The sequence below is a fragment of the Arthrobacter sp. B3I4 genome (assembly GCF_030816855.1).
Lineage (GTDB): Bacteria > Actinomycetota > Actinomycetes > Actinomycetales > Micrococcaceae > Arthrobacter.
In genome coordinates, this window is record NZ_JAUSYK010000001.1 from 1,105,081 (window position 1) to 1,128,069 (window position 22,989).

Below are 22,989 nucleotides of genomic sequence, written 5' to 3' on the forward strand. Positions count from 1 at the left end.
GCTGCGGGAAGCTAATGACGGAGGGCTTCAACGCTCCTAAAATTTGCAGTGCAAGGCGCGGGCCGGAAACGGCGGGTAACAACCTGGACTAGTGCGCTGGCCGTGTTGGGCGCAAGGCTCCCCGGAGTCATACCGGTGATCCAGGTGGCCCGTGCCCTGCCCTAGTCGCTGCCGGGCCACGGCAGGCAGACCTGTTGAAGCGCCGAGCCTCTGTCTAGACTTGAATTGCGCCCGAGCAGACGCACGAATTCTTCTCGAAAGGGCAAGGATCATGACAGACCGCAGCGACTCCGAATCGCCGGAAGAGGCACCCCAAAAACCGGCATCGGGCAAACACGAGGCCCTGGGCGGGCCGGCTGAAGGTATCAACCAAGACGCTGTGTCCCAGGACCAGCAAATGTCGTCCGGCTTCGACGCCCTGGCCGATGATTCCCGCAGCGGTGCGGACGTCCGCGAAGCGGTCAACGTCGCGGAGGCGGGCACCAGCGCGGAAGGCGACCATGCGCATCCGGAACGGGCCAAGAGCGGCGAGGCGCCCGTCGAGCAAGTCTACAACGATCCGGCAATGACGGAGGGACAGCGGACCGGAACCGGCGCCGCAACCTCGGCCGCCGGCGCTGCGCCCGGACCATCCCCGGCTGAGGCGGGATCCGGCGGCGCTCAGTCCGTTGTCGGCGCCCGGGAGTCGGACCGACGCGCCGCCGGTGAGCCGCCGGCTGCAGGGCCGCCCTTCGAAACGGGGGAGTCTGGCCAGCAGGCAAAACAGCAGGGCCACTCCGAGTGAGGGCCTAGCGCCGACCCGGCGCCGTCGGGGGCAAGGATGCTTGCCTCAGTTTGTGCGGACTCGTCTGGTCTTGCGCGGCGAGCGCTGCCGCGAGGCCGGTCCGAGGTGTGGCACCGCGCAGATCAGCGAGTGAAGAGGCAGCGTCCTGCCGCGTACGTGGCGCTGATCTTCCAGTCGGAGTCGAATAAGGCAAGGTCGGCTTCGTATCCCGGTGACAGCAGCCCCAGGGTGTCCTGCAGGTTTAGCAGCCGGGCTGGAGCGAGAGTCAACGCTTCAACCACAGCATTCTGGCCAATGTTGTTGCTAATCCCCAGTCGCAGCGCGTTATCGAGCGTCAGCGTGGAACCGGCCAGTGTGCTTGTTCCCGCCAAGACCGCCCTGCCATCGCCAGCTTCGACGTGCAGTTCGCCGAGTAGATAGGATCCGTCCGGCGCGCCGGCAGCGGCCATGGCGTCGGAAACGAGCACCACCCGGCCGGCCGCAAGCCGGAACACCATGGCAGCTACTCGCGGATGGACATGGATGCCGTCCAGGATGAGCTCCATATAGGCGTCCCGATCGAGGGCGGCGATGATGGGACCGGGTTCTCGGTGGTGGATCCCTGGCATGGCGTTGAACGCGTGAGTCAGCATCGTTGCGCCTGCCTCGAAAGCGGCGAGGGAAGTCTCGTAGCTCGCCTCCGTATGTCCGATGGCGACGCGCACCCCGGCCCGGGAGAACTCTCCGATCGCCTCGAAAGCTCCTGGCTGGTCCGGGTCAATCGTGACCTGCCGCAGTGTTCCACGGCCCGCCTCAATGAGCTGACCGATGTCGGTGTCCGCGGGAGCGACCAGATGCTGCGCGCTATGGGCTCCTCTCCGTTCCTTGGCAAGAAACGGCCCTTCCAGGTGACTGCCCAGAACCAAAGGCGATGTAGCGGCGAGCTCAGCGACCATTCTGAGGTTGGCCATGAGTTCGGGTACGGGGTTGGCCACAAAACTCACGACGGCGCGGGTGGTCCCATGGGTGTGGTGGGCTGCCAGCGCCGCCATGATGGCCTGCGGGCCCTGTTCGTTGCTGTACGTACCACCGCCGTGGAAGTGGACATCGATGAACCCGGGCGTGACATACCCGCCCCGGCCCTCCACCACGGCCGTCAAAGGAACAGCGGCGCTCTGCCACGAATCACCCTGTCCCAAGTCCTGGATTCGGCCAGCGGCCACGCTGATCCACGCGTTCTCAATGGTCTTGGTGGCGTCGACGGCTGTGACATCCCGGATTAAGAAGGATTTGTCGTCGATATGTGAAGGTCGGTCGTTCATTAGTCTGCATTCTTCTCTGCCGAGGGCTCGGGCGGTGACTTTTTATGGACGGTCAGGGGCGCTATGAGTGCCGTCAGAAAGGCGGCCGTAACTAGGATCCGGGAGGCTCCCGGGCGCAAGGTGACCGAGAGGAGCACGGCCGGAATGCCTGCCCCGCCTGCCGCCCCAATGGCGACCAGCAGCCCGACCGCCTTCTTTGCGTCGTAGATCTTGACCCGGGAGAGCCCAATGCCGAGAACTAGTGAGTACGTCGGGCCGAGGGACAAGATGGCAACGCCGGAGAAGACCATGGCCAACCCCGGGTTTACCTGCCTGACCAATCCCGCTGCGGCAAAGCACGCCACGGCCAGTGTGCACGCGACGGTAAGTAGCGCTGACGGAGTCACTGATGACTTGAGTATGCACCATGCCGCATACCGGCCGGCGGCCATCAATACCCAAAATACTGAAGTGCCTGCCGCCGCGGTGTGGGGGTCCAAAGCAAGAACATCCGTCGCGATGACCGCTGACCAGCCCGAGAATACTGTTTCGATGCCCACGTAGACGAAGAGGGCTGCCGCTACGGGAGCCAGCAGGACGAGCAGGGACTTTGCAGGGGACCCGGTGCGGGTTTCGGCGGCAAGGTTCTCGGGCTCAGTTTTTCCCGCCTTGGGCACCAGGCGGTGGAAGAGAACCGTGGCCACATGAATGAGCGCAATTGAAGCAAGCAAGGGAGCAGGGCTCGCACCGACTAAGCCTGAGACGATGAACAGCGGCCCGGCGGCCCCGACGAAGGCAACTGTCCCGGTGAGGGCTGACAAAAGTCTGGCTGTCCCGGCGCGCGGCAAAGACACGAGCCAGCACACTTCCACTGGCTTCGCATAACCCGAATCCAACGCCGGCGACCATCGCCGACATTGCGAAGGCAGGCCCGTCTGGTGCAAGCGGGAGTGCAACGAGAGCAGCAGCTTGAAGTGCCGATCCAGTGCTAAGGACGGCTGACGGCGACATTGCCCGCAGCAGAATTGCGGAGAGCAGCACGCCCGCCATCAGGCCGAAGAAGAGCGCAGGAACAACACCAAGGTAGTCCGCTGTGGAGGCGTGGACGTTATGGGCGCTAAGGGGAATGCTCGCTGGGATTACGGAAGCCGTACCGCCCATGCCGGCGAAAGCGGTGAACAGCCCCACCTTTGCAGTCCGCTGTAGCGGTACCTCTGAGGCCGGGTTCAGTCGATTCGGACTCGGGAGGGACGCCCGAAGGGCGTCATCTCCAACGTTACGGTGGGCCACTACGGTAGCGCTTTTGCGTTCATGCGCCCGTCTTGGCGGCAGGAATAGCTGCGAGGAGTTCCCGGGTGTAATCCGCGACGGGGCGGTCGAAGATGTCTGAGGGGCTGCCGCTTTCAATGATTTTGCCGCGCTGCATGACGTGTACCGTGTGGGAGATCATGCGGACGACGGCGAGGTCGTGACTGATGAAGAGGTAACTGACGTTTAGCTCTTTCTGGAGCTCCGCCAGCAGGTCCAGCGTCTGGGCTTGAACGAGAACATCGAGGGCGGAGACGGCCTCATCGAGTACGACAAGTTCGGGAGAGAGCGCTAACGCGCGGGCGATCGCGACACGCTGCCGCTGACCGCCGGAGAGCTCATGGGGCAGACGCTCAGCAAGGTCTGCAGGCAGGGCGACCTGGTCCAGCAGCTCAAGGCACCTTCTTCGGCGTGCGTCCTTCGTTCCGATGCGGTGCACCCGTAGGGGCTCAATAATCGATTCGGCGACGGTGTAGCGGGGGTCAAGGGACGCATACGGGTTCTGGAAGACCGGTTGGATCCGGCGGCGGAATGCGAAGAGCTCCCGTCTGCTCAGGGTTGCGATGTTGGTCCCGGCAAAAAGTATCTGCCCGGTGCTGATCTCCTCCAAGCCGAGCATGAGATTTGCAGTTGTCGATTTGCCGGATCCTGATTCCCCGACAATTGAGACGGTCTTGCCCCGCGGGATGCTGAAGCTGATGTCGTCGACCGCCGTGAACGTCGTGCCCGCCTTTCCGCTGGATCCACGGATGGTGAAGGTTTTGCTTAGGTTGCGGACATCCACGATGGTGTCCTCGGCTTCGCCTGGTGGCCGCTGGGCGGTGCTGGCCGGGGTTTCCATGACGAGGGTTCGGGAGGTCAGGCTTGGCGCGGCCTGCAGAAGGCGTCGAGTGTAATCATCCTGGGGGTTGTTGAGGATGGTGGTTGCGGGGCCGGACTCGACGATCTGCCCCTGACGCATGACGACGATGGAGTCTGCGCGTTCGGCCGCCAGTGCAAGGTCGTGGGTGATGAGCAACACGGCGGTGTCCATTTGGGCCGTCAGTTCTTCAAGCCGGTCTAGGATTCGTCTCTGCACTGTCACGTCAAGTGCTGATGTCGGCTCATCGGCAATCAGGAGTCGTGGCCGGCACGCCAGCCCGATTGCAATGAGCACACGCTGGCGCATCCCGCCGGAGAATTCATGGGGGTATTGGCTGAGTCTGCGTTCGGGGTCCGGGATGCCGACCATTTTGAGGAGCTCGATGACTTCCTCCTGCCCGGTGGCGCCCAAGGGGCGGCCGTGGACTTCCAGCGCTTCCGCGATCTGATCTCCGATGCGCATGAGCGGGTTCAGATTGGACATCGGATCCTGGGGCACGAACCCGATTTTGGCGCCGCGGATTGTCATCATTTCCCGGTTGGATGCGTCCGCTAGGTTCGAGCCGTCGAAGTAGATCTCGCCTCCGGTTATCTGGCCGTTGGAGGGTAGCAGCCGGTTGATGGCCGCTGCGGTCGTGGACTTTCCCGACCCGGATTCACCAACAACGGCCACAGTTTGTCCGGGGAAGACGTCGAGGGAGACGCCGCGGACAACCGTCACGGGCCGGGCCGTGGTGCCGAATGCGATTGAAAGATTCTTTATGGAAAGGACTGGGGAAGGGGCAGACATAGTCTGTTCCTCTCTCTTGCTGGGCTGCAGGTAGCTGCGGTCGGAGTTGAAGGCTGGGCGGGCTTTCATCGACATCGGCGCTCAATCTCTTCGCCTGCCGCTTGGAGGAGCTCCGCCCACAACACGTCCGTCGGGACGGGTGTTTCATTCACGAGGAGGCGGTTGCTCCCGAGGGCGAGGGCAATTTCTCGTCCAGGGACAAAACCGACGGCGCATCCGACGTACCCCGGATGGCCGAGCACCGTGTATGTCTTGTCGGCGACCCGCATCTGGTATCGGCGGAATCCCAGCGACTGCCCAGCGTCGGGTCCCGGCGCAAAGAACTCGGCGACGACGGAGGGGTGCCACAATTCTTCGTGGTCCTCGAAGGCCGCCAACGCGGCACCGAAACGGAGAAGATCCGGAACAGTGGAGAACAATCCTGCGTGACCGGAGACTCCGCCGAACGCGTGGTAAGCATTGCCATCAGCCACCTCGCCGTGGACCGGTCGGACCCGCCAGCCTGCGAAGTCGGTGCTGTGGAACGGAACCTCATAGGGAACTTGGGAATCGATCATGGTCGCTTCGATCCGGTCGTCTCGGGCGCCGGTCGCGACATTGGGCCCGGCCGGCCGGGCGTAGCGCGTCGAGGTGAGTTGGAGCGGGCGGTGGATGAGTTCCTCAGCAGCTGAGGCGAGGTCTAGACCCGTGGCGCTGGCCACAATGCGGCCAAGAAGAATGAATCCCAGGTCGGAGTAATGGCGGGCAGACCCCGGGGTGAACCCTAGCGGGAGGGTTTCGACCAGCCGGTGCGCTTCTTCCGGCTCGGTGGTAGCCAAGTACAGCGGGTACCACTCTTTCAGGCCGCCCCGGTGAAGGAGCAGGTCCCGCACCGTAACAGCCTCCCGGGCGCCGTCGGAGAACCCAGAGAGGTAGAGCCGGACAGGGTCCTCGAGGCCGACGAGTCCGTCGGACACCAGCCGCATCAGACAGGCGGTTGTCGCCAGGACCTTGGTGACTGAGGCCATGTCGTGTTGGGTTTCCACCGTCATGGGATCAACTCCGACCCGCTCGCCGTCAATCCACCGGGCTGTGCGGTAGCCTGCGGAAGCTGTGGTGGAAAAGCGCGCGCACTGGACTCCGAGGGTGACCCCGGCAGGAGGCTGCGTGCCCGGAGGCGTCCCCGGCGTCGGCGAGACCATGCGGCGTGCGACGTGCATCATGTCCGTCATGGCGTAGGTCCGGCGTTAGCCCCGGAAACGGCTGCTCCCGGCCTGCCCGTGGAGGAGAGCGCGTTTGTCATTGTCAATACCGGTTCGCCGAACTCATAACGTGTCTCGCCGTCCTGGTGCGCGGCCTTCCAGCCGTGATGACCGTAGAAGGCGATGGACGGCGCGTTCCGCGCGAACACACATAGGCTCGCCGAGTTTGCTCCTTTCGCCGCCAAAGCCTCCTCCGCTGTTCGGAGGAGGAGGGCGCCAAACCCGGCGCCCTGGGCGGGTGGGTCGACGTACAGCGACCAGATGATCCCCTGACCGTCGCTGCCCCTGAGCCCGTACCGTACGACGGCGCAGGCAGCGCTTCCCTCGCCACGGCTCGCAACGAGGATCTCGTCCGGCTCCGTCCGGTCGGCAAAGGCCTTACTCCACAGCTGGACGGCGCGTTCGTCGGTCATCTGCCGTATGGCGCCCGAGGGGAGGACCTGCGCGTAGGGGCCGCGCCAGCATGCCAGGAAGACTCGGACGATGGCTTCCATGTCGGCGGCTGTTGCCGGGCGCAGGGTGAGGGTCATGGTGACTTTCGATTCAGGAGCGCACGAGCGTGAGTGCCCGCGGCGAGGTCCGTTTGGGTGCCGGAAGGTTCAACGGCCCCTTGCCGGGAGTGATCGTGCCAAGAATGCGGCTTTCCCGTGCCCCTGTTCCGGCCGGTACCGTCCCGGGCAGACCGTGCGCGGTGCACCACCCGATGAGGGCGAAGGCAATTGCTTCCTTGTCATCCGCCGGAGCACCGTAGTCGTCGGACAGTTTGATTGCCACATCTGGTAGCGCTCGCCGCAGCCCGTTCATCAGAAACTGGTTGCGGCATCCCCCGCCGGAAGCGACAAGGAGGTCGACCCCGTGGTTCCTAACTTCTCTGGCGACCGTTTGGACCGTCAGCTCGGTCAGCGTGGCAACCAGATCGGCGTCGCTGGGAGTGCGCCCCGTCGTTCGGAGCATTTCTTGTACGTAAGCGAGATGAAAGTGCTCCTTCCCGGTGGACTTGGGAATGGGCAGGTCAAAGTACTCGTCGGCCATCAGCGCTTTGAGGAGGACACCGTCGACGGCGCCCGTTGCGGCGATCTGTCCGTCGGCGTCGTAGCCGTCGGGATGGAGCTTGCGGTCAACAATGACGGCATCGATAAGGGCGTTGGCCGGCCCGATGTCGTAGGCAAGGAGGTCCGAGCTTCCGAAGACGACGGTCATGTTGGCGATGCCGCCCAGGTTGAGAGCCGCCGCTGTCCCGTCGTGGCCGGCGAGCAGGAGACCGTCCAGGTAGGAGACCAATGGGGCGCCGTGACCACCGGCGGTGATGTCCCGGATCCGGACGTCGGAGAGCACCGGGGCGCCGGTAGTTTCCGCGATCCAGGCGGGCTGGCCGATCTGAAGTGTCCCGCGGGCCCGTCCTCCCTCCACCCAGTGGAAGACGGTCTGCCCGTGGGATACGACCAGGTCGACGGGGCCCGTACCGCTCAGGATGTCGGCGGCGGCCTGCGCGAAGCTTTGTCCCACGATCGTGTCGAGTTCACAAACCTCCGCGAGTGTGGTGGCCGCAGGAAGAGCCCGGAGAAGCCGTGCCCTAAGGGACGGCGGATAGGGTGTGCTGGCGGTTTTGAGCACCGTGCCGGTGAGGTTCCCGTCCTGCTCGCTGAATTCCACGACGGCGGCATCGATCCCGTCGTGCGAGGTTCCTGAAATCATGCCCAAGATTTTCACGCGTGCTCCCCAAGGGCGGCACGAAGCCGTCCGTCGTTGTCTTTGATTTGAGCAGCCGCGTCCTCCGGGCCGAGATTCAGCCGGATGGCGACAATGGCGCGCTTAACCGACTGGCTGTTCGCGTCCAGGGCCTCGGCTGCTGTGGTTCTCTCGGCTCCCGTGACGGTTTGGATCATCCTCAGGGCCCGTTCGCGCAACTTGGCATTGGTGGGCTTCACGTCGACCATGAGATTTCCGTAAGTCTTGCCCAACTGGACCATCACAATGGTTGAAAACATGTTCAACACAAGTTTTTGGGCTGTGCCAGCCTTCAGCCGGGTGGAGCCCGCCACTACCTCCGGACCAACGAGGACCTCGATCCGGTGTTCCGCTGCGGCCGCCAGCGGCGTACCCGCATTGCAGGTCAAAGCAATGGTGAGGGCTCCGTTGGCACGGGCACGCTCCAGAGCAGCGACGACGTATGGGGTCCGGCCACTGGACGCGATGCCGATGACGGTGTCAAGCCGCCCTACCCCGGCCGCGTCCATCGCGGCCGTACCGGCCTGCGTGTCGTCCTCCGCGCCTTCGCTTGGCGAAACGATCGCGCTCGGACCACCGGCGATGACCGCGAACACCTGTTCCGGGGGAGTGCCGAACGTTGGAGGACATTCGGATGCATCGAGGACCCCGATCCGCCCCGGTGTCCCTGCACCGACGTAGATCATTCGCCCTCCTGCCTTCATGCGGGACACAGCAGCCTCAATCGCGGGCGATATCTGGGGGAGGGCCCGCCTGACAGCATCCGGCACGGAAGCGTCCGCGGTGTTCATGGTGGCGGCGAGCTCGCCAACGGACATCTTGTCGATGTCGGCGAAACGTGAATCGGTGCCCTCAGTGTCGAGACGGGTGAGTCGGGCAATCTCCGTTGGATTCAGAGTCATCGGTCGCCTCGTTTCCGGGGGTCCAGGCTGTCGCGCAGCCCGTCGCCGAGCAAGTTCAAGCCGACGACGAGGAGAACGACAACCGCACCGGGGGCAACCATGGTCCAAGGCGCCGCGTAAACGAGGGTGCGGGCTTCGAAGATCATGGAACCCAGCGACGGTGCCGGCGGGGGAGTACCCAGCCCGAGGAAGCTCAGGGACGCCTCGGTCAGGACCGCCCATGAAAGGGACAGCGCAACCTGCACCACAATGATCGACGTGATGTTAGGCAGGACATGGCGCAGCATAATCATCAGACGGCTCTGACCCGTGCTGGTCGCGGCCCTGACGTACTCCACCTCCCGCAGGGACAGCACGGGGCCGCGAGTGACGCGAACGAAGATCGGCACGTAGACGATGGCGATGGCCACGGCGATGGTGAACCAATTGCGGTCGAACACAGAGGCCAACGCGAGGGCCAGAAGCAGAGGCGGGAAAGCGAAGAGGACGTTCGTTATGCCACCGATCACGCCGTCCGGTACGCCACGATAAAAGCCGGCGAAGAGCCCGCCCATGGTACCAATGACGGTTGCGAAGGCAACGGCGGTCACGGCGATGACGGCCGAGTTGGACACCCCGGCGGCGACGCGTGCAAAGACGTCGCGTCCGAACTGGTCGGTACCGAACCAGTGCGTCGCCGATGGCGGGAGCAACCTGGAGGGGGCATTCTGGGCGATCGCGTCGTAAGGAAGGGCGTGGGAAAGAGACAAGGCCGAAAGAAGTACGAGAAGTCCGATGATGATCAGGCCTGTCAAACCGGTAGGACTCTTCCACAGCCCCGCACCCAGGCGCGCCGGCCTCGGCAAAACAGCTTGCGCCTCAGCGACCACGGCGTTCTCGCTCATGAGGCACGCACCCGGGGATCAATGACCCTGTAAAGCAGGTCGGTAAGCAGATTGACGATGACAAAACTCAAGGCAATAACCAAGACGGTGCTCTGCACGAGGGCATATTCCTTCTGCTGGATTCCCAGCAACACCTGACGCCCGATTCCTGGGATGGAAAAAATTTGCTCAACCACCACCGCTCCGCCGAGCAGGTAGCCGAACTGAAGCCCGGTCATGGTGGTTATCGGGACCAAAGAGTTTCGCAGGACGTGCCTGAACTGCAGCCGCCTTTCCGGAACCCCCTTCGCGCGGGCGGTGCGAATGAAGTCGTTGGAGCGGATCTCAAGCACCGCAGTGCGGGTGGTCCTGATGATGGGTGCCGCAATTCCGAAACCAAGGACGACGGACGGCAGCAGCATCTGCTGCAGGTTCAGCAGCGGGTCCGCTGTCAGGGCAGCGAAGCCTCGGCCGTTGGGATTGAAGCCGTACGACGCTGCGAAGACTGACAAGAGGGTCGTGGCCAGCAGGAACGCCGGGATGGAAAGCCCGGCCAAGCTAACCGCCTGCGACACCGCGTCACGCGGAGAATCCGGCCGGGAGGCCCCGAGCATACCGAGGGGAACTCCAATGACCAACGCAAGGATGATGGCGAGAACTGCTAGTTCGAAGGTCACCGGCAGAGACCGCACCGTGAGGTCAAAAACGCTCTGTTGCGACCGGGACGAGAATCCCAGATTCCCCGTAAAGAGGTTTCCGAGCCAGGAGAAGAACTGGACGAAGAGGGGCTGGTCAAGACCGTAATACCGTTCCAGTGCAGCCTGCTGGGAGGGCGTCAGGGCAGCGGCCTCGGTGCCCAGGCCGGCCGTTATCTGGTCCCCAGGAATGGCCCGGAGCATGATGAAAACGAAGATCGCCACACCCAGCAGAGTGCCGGCGGCGCCGCCGACGCGGCGAAGAACGGGATTGTGAATGAGTCTCTGAAGCATGTGCCTGGTTTTCTCGCCAGTCAGCGGGGCCCTGGCGGACCAGGCCCCCGCTGGCGCGGGTTAGTTGATGGTCGTGGTCCGCAGGAACTGCAGGGAGCCGTTGGCCATCGGAACGAAGCCTTGGACGGAGGATGTGGTGGTGGTGTACGTGTAGCTCGTGAACAGCCAGACCCAGGCAGCATTGTTCTCAAGCTCCTTGGAAACCTTGGCGTAGATGTCCTTCCGCTTCTGCGGGTCGGTGCTCGCTTTACCTTCGGCGAAGAGGGCGTCAAGGGCTGGGGAACTGTAGCCCGCCACCTTGTTGAGGTTGCCGGTGCTGGTGAAGTAGCGCCCGTACATGCCATCCGGATCCGGGCGGCCGCCGTTGAGGGCCACCGCTGCGTCAAAGTCGCCAGCCTTCCACCGGGTAACGAAAGCGCCTGACTCCAGCACTTCCACGTTGAGGGTGATCTTCGCTTCGGCGAGCTGGGACTTCAGATTCTGGGCCTCGTCCACTGAAGTGGCGTACTCGCCCTGGGAGACGATGGTTGAGAGCGTCACGCCGTCTTTCTTGCCAGCCTTGCTGAGGTAGTCAGCGGCCTTGGAGAGATCCCGTTTAGCGCAAGGGCGGTCGTCCGCGTTGGACTTGAACGCCGGGGAGGTGATCGGTCCGGTGACTTCGCCCTCGCCGAGGGCGGCGGTATCGAGCACCTGCTGCCGGTCCACGGCGCACTGGATGGCCAAGCGGACGTTGACGTCCTGCAGGTCCCCCCGTCGGGCGTTCAGCTGCAGGGCGTGGTAGCTGAGTTGAGGCGTCTTAGCGACGGACATGTTGGGCCCCGCAGCAGTTTTAGCCACCAAAGGGCTGTTGAACACGGCGAAATTCACGTTGCCGGACTGCATCGCCGAAACGATGGAGTTTTCATCAGGAATGACGCGCATCTCCACGGTGTCGAGCTTGGCCTTGTCTCCCCAGTAGGAATCGTTACGGGCAAGCTTCAGCGACTGACTCGCGACCCGGTCCTTCAAAGCGAACGGGCCAGTACCGTTGGGAGCCTTCATAAGGGACTGCTCCGCGTCGTCCGAGGACAGAATCGCCATATTCACGACGGCGAGATTGGATGGCAGGGCAGCGTCCGGAGCGGACAGTCGCAGGACAACAGTGGCGGGGTCCGGGGCCTCCACTGCCGTCACGGCTGCCAGGGATGTACGGGCGACAGCACCTGTAGCTTCCTCTCTGATCTTGTCCAGGGAGAACTTGACGTCCTTGGAGTCGAAGGCACTGCCGTCGCTGAACTTGACGCCCTCCCGGAGCTTAAACGTCAGGGTTTTTCCGGCATCCGACGCCTCCCAGGACTTCGCCAGGCCGGGAACGACCGCCAAATCCTTATCGAACTCTGTCAGCGTTCCATAGATGTTCTGCAGAACAGAGACCGCCTGGAACTGGGTGGCTTTCCAGGGAAGGAGGGTGTCCGGATCGGTGGTGATCCCTACGACCAGGTTTCCGCCGGAGTTTCCGGCCTTGCCGGCCGTCGCACCCGTTGGGGCGGACTGGGCGCCGCAGCCAGTAATGGTGACGGACACTGCTGCGGCTATTGCGAATGCCGAAAGCGTGCCACGGATGAATCGGGAACCGCTGTGCATGGTTTGGTCTCCTCAGTGACAAGTGATGCCTCCTGCCATGCCGCACCGGCTGTTGCAGGTCCCCCAGAGAGCATCGATGATCCGGGTTGGTCATTAACTTACCCATGTGACCTGAATCATGTAAAGATATTCCGCAGAAGAGTTTTGCGACGTCGGTCCCTTGAAGACTGACGTCCGATGAACATGTTGAAGAGGGAGCAGAATGGCGAAGAGCGCAGTAAATGCCGCGGACTCTGAAGCGGTGCTGATTCGCATTCGCGCAGCTTTGCCCTCGCTGCGGCCGTCTGAAAGACGTATCGCTCAGGTGTTCGTGGACAGTCCGTCGGAGGGCGCCACCCTGTCGGTGGCCGAACTTGCCGACCGTTGTGAAACGTCCACCACATCGGTGGTGCGTTTCTATAAACGAATGGGGTACTCCCACTACAAGGACCTTCTGATGGACCTCACACGGGAGGCCATGCGTCAAGAAATGACCACTTCGAGCCTCCCGCCGGTTTCCGGAGACATTGGGCGCAACGATTCTCTCGACGTCATTGTGGCCAAAGTGGCCATCAACGAGACTCTGTCAATTTCAGACACGGCACGGTCACTGGATACAGAGGCCCTGGGACAAGCAGTGACGCTGATAACAGGATCCCGCCGGATCGACACCTTCGGTATGGGCGCCGGCTCGCTGGTCGGCCTTGACCTGCAACAAAAACTTTCACGTGTCGGCCGCACGGTGATCAACTGGTCGGACCCTCATTCGGCCTGGACGGCTGCCGCGACGCTGGACTCCTCCTGCGTGGCCATTGCTATATCGCATTCCGGTCGCACCGGTGACACGGTGGATTTCCTTACAGTCGCGCGCGAATCCGGGGCGGCCACCATAGCAATCACCAACTTTCACACCTCGCCGGTCGCTTCAGCGGCCGACGTCGTGCTGACGACGTCGGCGAGGGAGAGCGCGTTCCGGTCCGGCGCCCTTGGCAGCCGTATCGCCCAGCTCATGGTGGTCGACTGCCTCTTTACGGCGGTAGCCCAAGCTTCCTACGACACCTCGGTGGAGGCGTTACGCAACACCTACAGGGTTGTCCATGACCGCAGCCAGGGCGGCGCCCGGTAGCGCCAGCGGCACACGACGCCGGTCGGCAGACCGTTTTTGTTCCGCACAGGGCCGTTTACGAATTGGAGAACAATGGAAGTCATCATTGCCGCGACGCCTGGCCAGGTCGGGTGCATCGCCGCAGGAGTCATCGCGGGGATTGTCGGCAAAAAACCGGACGCCGTCCTTGGCCTCGCGACGGGCAGTTCTCCCATGGTCGTCTACGCAGAACTCGCCAGGATGCGTCACGACGCCGAAATTGACCTGGTTGCGACACGGGGCTTCGCTCTGGACGAGTATGTTGGGCTCGCGCCCGGGCACCCGGCCCGCTACGCCGCCGTCGTGCAACGGGACATCGTGGAACCGCTCGGCATGACGCCTGAAAACGTGACGGTCCCCGACGGCGGGAGCCTCGATCACGAGCAGGCCTGCAGGGACTTCGAAGCAGCGATCAGCCGCTCAGGCGGTGTTGATGTCCAAATCCTCGGCATCGGTACCAACGGCCATATCGGTTTCAATGAGCCAACGTCGTCGCTGACGTCCCGCACCAGGGTCAAGACACTCACTGAGCAGACGAGGGCCGACAACGCCCGCTTCTTCAACACCGCCGACGAAGTCCCGAGGCATTGCATAACTCAAGGACTGGGCACGATCTTTGAAGCCAGGCAGCTGCTTCTTGTCGCGCAGGGAAAGGGCAAAGCCCGAGCCCTCGCTGCGGCTATAGAAGGCCCCTTGTCGAGCATGTGCCCCGCGTCGTTGTTGCAACTCCACCCGCGTGCAACGGTAGTCATCGACGAAGCCGCCGCAGGCGACCTCGCCCTCACCGATTACTACCGCTATGCGTTCGACAACAAACCAGCTTCGAGTGGTGTGCGGTTCGGGCAAGGTCCCTGCGGCCAGGGTTAGCAGGCAGCCGGCGACCGGAGACGGCAAGACAACCCTGGGGAAACTGATGATGCGCTCTTACGAGCTTGACACCGGGAAGATCGCGCTCGACGGCGTGGACGTGGCGCTGATGTCCCGGCATGAGCTGCGCTCGCGGATGGGCATGGTGCTGCAGGACACCTGGCTGTTCGGCGGGACCATCCGGGACAACATCGCCTACGGCCGGCCCGGTGCGTCGGAGGCGGAGATCCTGGAGGCGGCTAAGCGACGTATGTGGACCGGTTCGTGAAGTCCCTGCCGCAGGGCTACGACACCGTGCTCGACGACGAGGGCGGCAACGTCTCGTCGGGGGAGAAGCAGCTGCTGACCATCGCCCGGGCGTTCCTGGCCCGACCCTCGGTGCTGATCCTGGATGAGGCCACATCCTCGGTGGATACCCGCACCGAGGTGCTGGTGCAGAAGGCGATGAGCGCTCTACGGTCGGACCGGACGTCGTTCGTCATTGCCCACCGGCTCTCCACTATCCGCGACGTCGACCTCATCCTGGTGATGGAAGCCGGGCAGATCGTGGAGCAGGGCACGCACGCGTCGCTGCTGGAGGCCGGTGGGGCGTATGCCCGGCTGTACGAAGCCCAGTTCGCGGCGCCGGTGGCGGAGGTTTAGATGCGCTTACCTCGGACCGCTAGAAGGACCGCTGGCCAGCCGGCCGAGCTCGGGATGTACGAGTACCGCCGTTGTTGCAGGGAAAACGTCATGCGCCGACCTCTCATGGCACCGCGACTGACCATTTACGGCCGGCTCCGAAAGGCTTTAGAACTCTGGCCAGCGTTGGCTTCTTTCTAGTGCTGACCCGTCAGTCTCGTCAGCTGGCAACTAACGTCGGCCAGTTGGTTCCCACACTCGTCGAGCCAAGACTCCTGAGCCGAGGGCGAAATCTCAAGCCACCATGTTTCATTCGAACCGGCCCCGGTGTGCTGTCCCCTAGTGCCAATGACGTGCCTATCTAGGATCTCCTTTGGTATCAACCATGCGTTCATGTCGAAGGGGGCTAAGCCAAAGCACAGGCAATAGTCGTAGTCCCGGTCTCGAATCTGTTGAAATCGGTAGAAGCCAGAGTCCCAAAGGGTGGAGAACTTCACCTGAACAAGCACGCCGTTTAAGTCAAGGTAAGGCTGGTTGTCCATGTAGACCTGTTCGGGGAAAATCCCAAGAGTATGTGCCCATGAAGTGACGAGCTGTCGCGCTACAGCCCCCTTGGTGGCGGACGGGAGGGCGAGCACCCATTTGAAGGGACTTTCATCCCATATTTGAGTTCCTGGATGCTGTGTCTCCAGCCCATGAAGTATACGTCTCAGGAACTCGAAGTCCCTTTCGGAACGAAAATTGACCATTACGACGACCCCCCTCGGTTCGGCGCGGCGACGAATGTCTCCCCTTTGGATTCAAGAATACCTTTAGCCAACCTGACGTGTATATTTTCCTTTTGTTCGTGAGATCGCTCGCTTTTCTGCTCCATTCGTCTCTCGGTGGGGAGAAGCCGTGCTGACGATTGCCGGGCCTTCTCGGACCGGCGGTAAGGGTTGCAGTCAACCGCTCGGGGAGGGCCGTCTCTGAATCAGTTGCCGGTTTCGCTCTGTCCTGGTGGATGGTCCGGGCCGCCGTGATGGGAAGCCCCGTCTCCTGCGGTTGCCGGACGTGAACCAGTTCAGACCGCGGATGCTCGTCATCGATGAACACCGGACCCGGTCCGCGCGCTACTTCCAGGCCTCTTCGCCGCCCCTGGCGCGGCCGGGTGTCGGTATCTCCTAAGAGAGCAGTTCCATGCGCTTTTTTCGGAAGCTCGCGGCCGAAATCCCGCTAGGACTTAATTCGTCGGGCAGAACGAGCTCCGGTGCATGGAAGATCACTTCGGAGCCCTTGGACGATTTAGCGGCGCTGTAGCTAAGCCCGTAATGGAGCGAGTCCTGGGCTTCGTAAAGGCGCAGTATGGCAGGGGCGGCGTCGTAGGAGACGATCCAAGGATGCGCCAGGCGGGAAACGGAGGCTGCGACTTCTGCGTGATCCTGATGCTCGTAAAAGTTGTCGTACAACCCCTCACCCTTCACGTAATACGGGGGGTCGAGATATAAAAACGCGGGGGGCTGTTCAGGTTCGGCCCATGACATGACGAACTCTACTGCATCGATTTTGGTGAGGCTAATGCGTGACTTGAAGCGCGATATCTTTCGAATGCGCTGCACTAAGTTGTCTTTGTTAAACCTGGCATCAATTTTCCACGGGCCGTCTTGTTTAAGGCCACCTATGATGCCGCCGCTGATAATGCCTGAGCGGTTTGTCCGGTTGAGGAAGAAAGTCGAGAAGCCTAGCTCAAGAGTGGATGGCGAGATACTTCTCTGGACATCCTTCTGAAAGTGCCACTCTTCAACCGAAACTTCCGTCGTTTCTATAAGGGAACAGAGTGCATCCGTGTCATTCAGCACTGAGTGCCAGAACGCGTGTACGCCCTCGTTGAGGTCATTGATGTGGATATGGCCCGCATAGTCTTCGAACAGCAGTGACAGCGCTACGCTGGCTCCGCCTGCGTAGGGTTCGACGTAGTCTGAGCCCAAGAGATCGTTTTTCAGCATTATGAGCTTGATGTAGTTGGCAATCTTTCCTTTACCCCCGGGGTAGCGCAGAGGGGAGGGGAAACGTGCTGCAGCGGCCCCTGTCATTGCCAGACCACCTGAAGAAATGGTTGCAGTTCGTCCCAGGCGGTTCGGACTTCGCTAGCCTTAGGAATCACGTATTTGTTATGTACGTACTGATTGAAGGTCATCGCAGACGCCGCTATGGTGTCCTGCGAATCGGCGATCTTGTACATGGCGCGCTTGAGCTGCTGGTCAAGGAGGTCTTCCGAGTGAAGTTTGTCCACGACTTTCTTCAATCGTTTTGACAATGGGGTGTTCATGCGTTCTTGTTCGGTCATCAAAGAGTATTCGGCAATTCCGTGATCTACCGTTAGTTCGAGGAATACGCGGAGCATCACTACGCCGGCGTTGGGAAACGTGTCCGCGTCGAGAGAGGTGAGTTCATTAAAAATACCGTTGAGGCGGGGAGGGGCGGGATTGATGCCGCAGTTCTTCATCGCCACGGACGTTCGCGGCGCTTTGGTGCGGGTCTTGGGTCTGGGTTTCGGCTTCAGGGGCGGAACACCGGAAGAGGAGGCCTTGCCTGCGTCTGCAAGAATCACGGGCGAAGCGATGCGTGTCGCTGGGTCGGGAAGTTCGGATGCGGAGAATTCTTTCAGATAGGCGACCCGGTCACTGGCCTCATAGACATCCTTTACTTTGATGGTCCCGCTACGGAGGTCGGTGACCATACGGCGCAGCCCCTTTATCACCTCAGCTGCAGGGAAATGCGTCACGACCTGTCCACCCACAAAGTCGATTCCGAGCGTTTCCCTGATCTCCTTGGTATTCAGGATTCGCTGAAGGGTCGTCATAATCCGCGTTTTGGATGAACTGGGCCCATCTACACTGTCGACGTAGTCGAGGATCTGTCCCGCAGTACTCCTTGGCCGGTTCTGCCCATGGCGGCTGAGGAACCGGTCCTGTTCGTTAGCGTCCCATTCAACTAGGCCTGCACCTTCGTTTGCCCCAGTGTGCCTGAGGGTAACCCAGTGAAAGGCGTCATCTTCGTTATCGAAAAGAACGCAGGTGAGCTCGTCCACGGGGTCTTTCTCGAAGAGCTTTGCGAGCTCACCGAGTCGGCGCTGCTCGCTAGGACTGAGTCCACCGCTGACAATCATCGGATTGTCAAGCGCCTTCAGCGCCAAGACCCGTCGATTTCCTTCGATAACCCTGTACTTCCTACGCTGGTCATCAGTAGCGACAACAGCGGGCAGGTTGGTGGGATCCGTGCCGTGCTTGACGATGTTCTCAGCCAAGTTCACCAGCCGCTTAGCCTGCTGCTTTGCGAGGGTTACGTAGACCTGCTGTTGCGAAGCCTGTTCATCCCCAAGCCGTGCATTTTTTTGGTCCAAGAGCAGATCTGCCAAAGGAACACTGACGGTTTCAGGCACTGACTTCCCCCCAACTCATATTCAGCTCTGTCGTGAGCCACCTAGTCCACAATAGTCATCAACGAATGCCGTGGACACCAACGCCATATCTTGCCTAATCATGTCTCGCTACGCATAGCCGACAGCGATGCGTGGGACACCCGTTGCGGCGGGAGAACGAGGAGGCGCGTCTGCCATGGTGCGGACAGGGTCAGCGACGGAGGCGGCGCGCTTGTAGTTGCACGCCTCCCGTCGCAACATCTTCACTAACCCCGCTGAGTCCTGCGCCGTCAGTTGCAGTACCACCGTATCTGTGAAGATTGGCCGGGCCGGGCACTTGGTGCTGAGCTTGCGGCGGTATGCGCGAAAGCGCTGCCCGGAACTCGCCGCAGGCACTCGTGCTTGGAGTAGACCTGGTCTCGGGTGCCAATCGCCAATCAAATCTCTGACCCTCCGCGTCGGTCCAGGTGGACTCGAAGCGGCAAGGGCTGAACTGCAGGAAGGCGGCTAGTGCAACGATTCGATGCGTCGGAATGCGACCCCGCAAACCCGTCATGCTGTATACCTAATGTCCCTGCTCGGGGTAGCTAAAAGTTTGTCGTAGGATAGGCAAATCTTAGTAACCTTTTGGCGTCCGCACGGTGGCGCGTCGTCCTGGGAGTCCGAATCATGACACTGTCAATCGCATGGATTCGAAGTGTGGGAGAAGTTGAAGAACTAGTTTTCGCATCGGATAGCCGACTTCGAAATGGGCAAGCATGGGACTGTTGCCCGAAGATAATGTCGTTGCCTCGATCAGACTGTCTCATTTCATTTGCGGGAGATACTCAATACGCATATCCACTCATGCTGCAAATGATCCAAGCCATTGACATGTATGCTCCTTCCAGTGACCGGAGAACCGATATCACGGTCGCAAAGAGGCATGCGCTCGAAGTGTTTAATCAGATGCGCTCTTTGATTCACGATTTTCCTCGCGGCGTCTCAAGCGCTGGTGATCCGGAGGCCGGTTTTCTTTTCGGTGGTTATTCGTGGCGTCAACAGGAATTCCTCATATGGCAACTCCACTATGATGCCTCAATTGATAGGTATACTTTTCGACCGGTCCATAAGTGGGCAAAAGGAAACTCCAAGAAGGCCATAGCATTCACCGGCGACGTGACCGTCGAAGCCAAGAATCGGCTCATAGACCTACTGAGGGACCGTGGGAAGTTGAGGAATGGCGGCTTCGACATGGAACCCTTCGAGGTTCTTCGCGACATGATTAGATCCAACGAATACCCCACCGTTGGTGGCGCTCCCCAAGTGGCGAAGGTTTACAGATTCCTTCGATCCCAGCATTTCGCCGTGCGATGGCCGGATGCCAGCGGCCTTCCCCACGCTTTGGGCCGTCCAGCGTTGACCTACGCCAGCGCCGAAGGGGAGCCGCCGGTGCCATATGAGAGATTTGACGTGCCCGTAATTGACCCTGATAGCCCGGAGCGCCATTCAAGACACAGTAAAGAAGGCCAAGACGTTCTCTGGACGAAGTAGGCCGGACGGGTGGCGCGCTGGTTGGGAATCCCGCTTTTCTAGTGCGCGGAAGCGCACCGAGACCATCAACGGCCGCAGGGTGCAGTAGCGACCGGTGCAAGAGATACAAGAATGTTCACCATCTCAAACGAGCGGCCAGGGATAGCGCATCCCCGTCCGGTCCACCGGCAGTGACCCCGCAACCAGCATCCGCTGCACTCGCCGCTGCAGGGCGGTGACCTCGTCGTCGTCGAGCAGTTCCGCCAACTCGGCGGGGACGGTCTCCGCGAGCTGAGCGATGTCGGCCAGCAGGGCCTCCGGAATCGGCTCGCCGGCGAAGTCCCAGATCACGGTGCGCAGTTTGAAGGCCGCGGAGAAGCAGAGTCCGTGGTCGATGCCCCAGATCCGGCCGTCGTCGCCGCGGAGCACGTGGCCGCTTTTGCGGTCGGTGTTGTTCGCGACAAAGTCGAACAGCGCGATCCGGGCGAGATCAGGATGGGTCTCGGGGGCGTCCTCGAACAGTGTGAAGTAGTGCTGCTGGAAATCGCACTCGATGAACCACTGCAGCGAGCCGACGCCCAGGGGAGCGTCGTCACGGATCACGGTCGGCGGGACGAAGCCCCAGCCCAGCGACTCGCTCAGCACGTAGGCGGCGCGTTCGCGCTTGTAGAGCCCGGGCTCGAAGTCGGAGAGCGGACGTTCGCCGGCCTCCGGTTTGTAGACCGCGTACCCCTCGTCCTCGCCGCAGGTGACCTGGACCAGGAACGTCTGGTTGCTGCTGCGCGGGATGAGGCCGAGCAGCTCGATGCTGCCCTCGGTCAGCAGAGTCAGTTCGCGGCCGGACACGATCGCTCCCGCCTCCGAAACCGATTCATGACGCCCGGAGCCCGCTGAGCGGTTCCGCCGTCGAATTCACCATCAGCACCGCAGGGTCCTGGCCCTCCACAAACGTGATGGCCGAGACCGAGCCAGGGCTGATCATGATCCGCTGGAACAGGTCCAGCGGCGTGCCCAGGGCGTGGGCCACTGCGGCCTTGATGGGATCGGCGTGGGAGAAGCACACCACCACACCCCCTGCGTGGGCCGCGCACAGCGCCTCCATCGCGCCGACAATCCGGTTCTGCATTTCCGGGAAGCTCTCGCCGTCCGGGAAGCGGAACTGGGACGGGCTGTGCTGCACTGTCTGCCACTCCGGCACGGCCGCCAGGTCTGCGATCGCGGAGCCGGTCCAGCCACCGAAATCACACTCCAGCAACCCGTCGTCGTGCTTCACGGCCAGCCCCGTGCGTGCCGCCGTCGGCTCCGCCGTCTCACACGCGCGCTCCAGCGGGGAGGAGTAGAGGGCATCCACCGGCAGTCCGGCGAGCCGGTCCGCGACCCGTTCGGCCTGCTCCCGGCCGCGGTCGGAGAGGTGCAGCCCCGGCGCGCGGCCCGGCAGGACGGATCCCGTAGTCGGCGTCTGGCCGTGGCGCACCAGCAGCAAGAGGGTGCCCGGACGCGCGGGGGCGGGAGGAGGAGTTGATTCAACTGCAGTTGCTGTAGCCATCAGCATCCAGCCTATCGTTCACCGCCTGCCCCGTACCTCGCAAGCTCGGCCCGGGGACCCCGGGCGGCTCTCTTAGCCAAGCGTCCGGATGCGCAGGAATCTCACCAAATCCCTCGATTCCCCGCCGGGTACAGGTCTACGGTGGAGGAGTGAGTGATCGCCCCGAAATCTTCACTGTTGGTGAACTGCATGCCTCCGGCCACGTCCACAAGGACCTGCGCCGCGAGATCCGCGATAACCTGCTGGCCGCGCTCGCCGCCGGCCGCGACCCGTGGCCCGGGATGTACGGCTTCAGCCGCACCGTCCTGCCGCAGCTCGAACGCGCCCTGCTGGCCGGGCACGACGTCGTCCTGCTCGGCGAACGCGGGCAGGGCAAGACCCGGCTGCTGCGCACCCTGGCCGGGCTGCTGGACGAGTGGTCGCCGGTGATCGAGGACTCGGAACTGAACGAACACCCCTACGACCCCATCACCGAACACTCCCGCGCCCTCGCCCTCACCGAGGGGGACCGGCTGCGGGTGGCGTGGCGGCACCGCTCCGAACGGTACGTCGAGAAGCTCGCGACGCCGGACACCTCCGTCGCGGACTTGATCGGCGACGTCGACCCGATGCGGGTGGCCGAGGGCCGCCGCCTGGGCGACCCGGAAACCATCCACTACGGCCTGGTGCCGCGCTCCAACCGCGGCATCATCGCCATCAACGAACTCCCCGACCTCGCCGAGCGGATCCAGGTCTCCATGCTCAACGTGATGGAGGAACGCGACATCCAGATCCGCGGCTACGTGCTGCGGCTGCCGCTGGACGTCCTGGTGGTCGCGTCCGCCAACCCCGAGGACTACACCAACCGCGGCCGGATCATCACCCCGCTGCGGGACCGCTTCGGCGCCGAGATCCGCACCCACTACCCGATCGAGCTCGAGGACGAGGTGGCCGTCATCGAACAGGAAGGCCAGCTGGTGGCCGGCGTCCCGCCCGTCATCCTCGAAATCCTGGCCCGCTACACCCGGGCACTGCGGCAGTCCCCGGCGATCAACCAGACCTCCGGGGTGTCCGCGCGGTTCGCGATCGCCGGCGCCGAAACCGTCGCCGCCGCCGCCCTGCGCCGGGCCAGCGTGCGCGGCGAGGACCACGCCGTCGCCCGGATCATCGACCTGGAGGCCGCCGTCGATGTCCTCGGCGGCAAGATCGAGTTCGAATCCGGCGAGGAAGGCCGGGAACAGGACATCCTGGACCACCTGCTGCGGATGGCCACCGCCGAGGCCGTCCGGGCGCACTTCCACGGCATCGACATGGGTGACCTCGTCGCCGCGCTGGACGGCCACACCACGGTTACCACCGGCGAATTGGTCACCGCGCGGGAGTTCCTGGAAGGCCTCCCGTCGCTCAACGGATCGAGCCTCTACGACGAGATCGGTGAGCGCCTGGGCGCGGAGAACGACGGGCAGCGCGCCGCCGCCGTCGAACTGGCCCTCGAAGGCCTCTACCTCGCCCGCCGGATCTCCAAGGACTCCGACGACGAGGAAACGGTTTACGGCTAGGCAGTCCCAAGGC

Annotated in this window: 19 protein-coding genes and 1 pseudogene; 6 read left to right on the forward strand and 14 right to left on the reverse strand. The window is 62.6% G+C overall.

The features are described from left to right. Positions 1 to 271 precede the first annotated feature (271 nt). Complete coding sequence (locus QFZ61_RS05195; RefSeq protein ID WP_307033944.1) at positions 272 to 784, forward strand: hypothetical protein; 513 nt, start codon at positions 272 to 274, stop codon at positions 782 to 784. Between the two features lie 122 nt (positions 785 to 906). On the opposite strand, the gene nagA is transcribed toward QFZ61_RS05195, so the two are convergent. From nagA to QFZ61_RS05245, 10 genes are all read right to left on the reverse strand, one after another. After that, the gene (gene nagA, locus QFZ61_RS05200; RefSeq protein WP_307033946.1) at positions 907 to 2,085 is read right to left on the reverse strand and encodes an N-acetylglucosamine-6-phosphate deacetylase; all 1,179 of its coding nucleotides are present in this window, start codon (positions 2,083 to 2,085) and stop codon (positions 907 to 909) included. Next, the gene (locus QFZ61_RS05205; RefSeq protein WP_307033948.1) at positions 2,085 to 2,768 is read right to left on the reverse strand and encodes a sugar MFS transporter; all 684 of its coding nucleotides are present in this window, start codon (positions 2,766 to 2,768) and stop codon (positions 2,085 to 2,087) included. The genes nagA and QFZ61_RS05205 overlap by 1 nt, the downstream gene beginning before the upstream one ends. A 605-nt stretch (positions 2,769 to 3,373) precedes the next feature. Continuing rightward, positions 3,374 to 5,023 (reverse strand): ABC transporter ATP-binding protein, encoded by a 1,650-nt coding sequence (locus QFZ61_RS05210; RefSeq protein WP_307033950.1) that lies wholly within the window; start codon positions 5,021 to 5,023, stop codon positions 3,374 to 3,376. A gap of 65 nt (positions 5,024 to 5,088) precedes the next feature. Beyond that, positions 5,089 to 6,234 (reverse strand): serine hydrolase, encoded by a 1,146-nt coding sequence (locus tag QFZ61_RS05215; protein WP_307033952.1) that lies wholly within the window; start codon positions 6,232 to 6,234, stop codon positions 5,089 to 5,091. Next, positions 6,231 to 6,794, reverse strand: a complete 564-nt coding sequence (locus tag QFZ61_RS05220; RefSeq protein ID WP_307033954.1) for a GNAT family N-acetyltransferase — start codon at positions 6,792 to 6,794, stop codon at positions 6,231 to 6,233. Before QFZ61_RS05220 ends, QFZ61_RS05215 begins: the two co-directional genes overlap by 4 nt. A gap of 13 nt (positions 6,795 to 6,807) precedes the next feature. Continuing rightward, positions 6,808 to 7,959 (reverse strand): anhydro-N-acetylmuramic acid kinase, encoded by a 1,152-nt coding sequence (locus QFZ61_RS05225; protein ID WP_307033956.1) that lies wholly within the window; start codon positions 7,957 to 7,959, stop codon positions 6,808 to 6,810. Between the two features lie 11 nt (positions 7,960 to 7,970). Then, positions 7,971 to 8,894, reverse strand: coding sequence for an N-acetylmuramic acid 6-phosphate etherase (gene murQ, locus QFZ61_RS05230; protein ID WP_307033958.1), 924 nt, complete (start codon positions 8,892 to 8,894; stop codon positions 7,971 to 7,973). Then, the gene (locus QFZ61_RS05235) at positions 8,891 to 9,688 is read right to left on the reverse strand and encodes an ABC transporter permease (RefSeq protein WP_307033960.1); all 798 of its coding nucleotides are present in this window, start codon (positions 9,686 to 9,688) and stop codon (positions 8,891 to 8,893) included. The genes murQ and QFZ61_RS05235 overlap by 4 nt, the downstream gene beginning before the upstream one ends. 86 nt (positions 9,689 to 9,774) lie before the next feature. Continuing rightward, positions 9,775 to 10,746, reverse strand: a complete 972-nt coding sequence (locus QFZ61_RS05240) for an ABC transporter permease (RefSeq protein WP_307033962.1) — start codon at positions 10,744 to 10,746, stop codon at positions 9,775 to 9,777. Between the two features lie 60 nt (positions 10,747 to 10,806). Next, on the reverse strand, positions 10,807 to 12,369 hold the full coding sequence (locus tag QFZ61_RS05245) for an ABC transporter substrate-binding protein (protein WP_307033964.1): 1,563 nt from the start codon (positions 12,367 to 12,369) through the stop codon (positions 10,807 to 10,809). Positions 12,370 to 12,571: 202 nt separating this feature from the next. Here QFZ61_RS05245 and QFZ61_RS05250 point away from each other — a divergent pair, with 202 nt between their 5' ends. The 3 genes and pseudogenes from QFZ61_RS05250 to QFZ61_RS16945 all read left to right on the forward strand — a co-directional run. Beyond that, positions 12,572 to 13,474, forward strand: a complete 903-nt coding sequence (locus QFZ61_RS05250) for a MurR/RpiR family transcriptional regulator (protein WP_307033966.1) — start codon at positions 12,572 to 12,574, stop codon at positions 13,472 to 13,474. Positions 13,475 to 13,546: 72 nt separating this feature from the next. Next, a complete protein-coding gene (gene nagB, locus QFZ61_RS05255) occupies positions 13,547 to 14,359 on the forward strand; it encodes a glucosamine-6-phosphate deaminase (RefSeq protein WP_307033968.1) in 813 nt (270 codons plus the stop codon). Between the two features lie 13 nt (positions 14,360 to 14,372). Further along, a pseudogene (locus QFZ61_RS16945) lies at positions 14,373 to 15,001 on the forward strand (ABC transporter ATP-binding protein); the annotation flags it as partial. Positions 15,002 to 16,143: 1,142 nt separating this feature from the next. On the opposite strand, the gene QFZ61_RS05270 reads toward QFZ61_RS16945, so the two are convergent. Then, complete coding sequence (locus tag QFZ61_RS05270) at positions 16,144 to 17,052, reverse strand: DNA adenine methylase (RefSeq protein ID WP_307033973.1); 909 nt, start codon at positions 17,050 to 17,052, stop codon at positions 16,144 to 16,146. Further along, complete coding sequence (locus QFZ61_RS05275; protein ID WP_307033975.1) at positions 17,049 to 18,401, reverse strand: hypothetical protein; 1,353 nt, start codon at positions 18,399 to 18,401, stop codon at positions 17,049 to 17,051. Before QFZ61_RS05275 ends, QFZ61_RS05270 begins: the two co-directional genes overlap by 4 nt. A gap of 834 nt (positions 18,402 to 19,235) precedes the next feature. Between QFZ61_RS05275 and QFZ61_RS05280 the strand changes: the two genes are divergently transcribed. Continuing rightward, complete coding sequence (locus QFZ61_RS05280) at positions 19,236 to 19,913, forward strand: hypothetical protein (RefSeq protein WP_307033977.1); 678 nt, start codon at positions 19,236 to 19,238, stop codon at positions 19,911 to 19,913. A 123-nt stretch (positions 19,914 to 20,036) separates the two neighbouring features. Here QFZ61_RS05280 and QFZ61_RS05285 read toward each other — a convergent pair whose 3' ends face one another. Together QFZ61_RS05285 and QFZ61_RS05290 are read right to left on the reverse strand one after the other, a co-directional pair. Then, a complete protein-coding gene (locus QFZ61_RS05285) occupies positions 20,037 to 20,738 on the reverse strand; it encodes an SCO1664 family protein (protein ID WP_307033979.1) in 702 nt (233 codons plus the stop codon). Between the two features lie 25 nt (positions 20,739 to 20,763). Then, on the reverse strand, positions 20,764 to 21,438 hold the full coding sequence (locus QFZ61_RS05290) for an MSMEG_4193 family putative phosphomutase (protein ID WP_307033981.1): 675 nt from the start codon (positions 21,436 to 21,438) through the stop codon (positions 20,764 to 20,766). A gap of 149 nt (positions 21,439 to 21,587) precedes the next feature. Here QFZ61_RS05290 and QFZ61_RS05295 point away from each other — a divergent pair, with 149 nt between their 5' ends. Next, a complete protein-coding gene (locus QFZ61_RS05295) occupies positions 21,588 to 22,976 on the forward strand; it encodes a sigma 54-interacting transcriptional regulator (RefSeq protein ID WP_307033982.1) in 1,389 nt (462 codons plus the stop codon). Positions 22,977 to 22,989 lie beyond the last annotated feature (13 nt).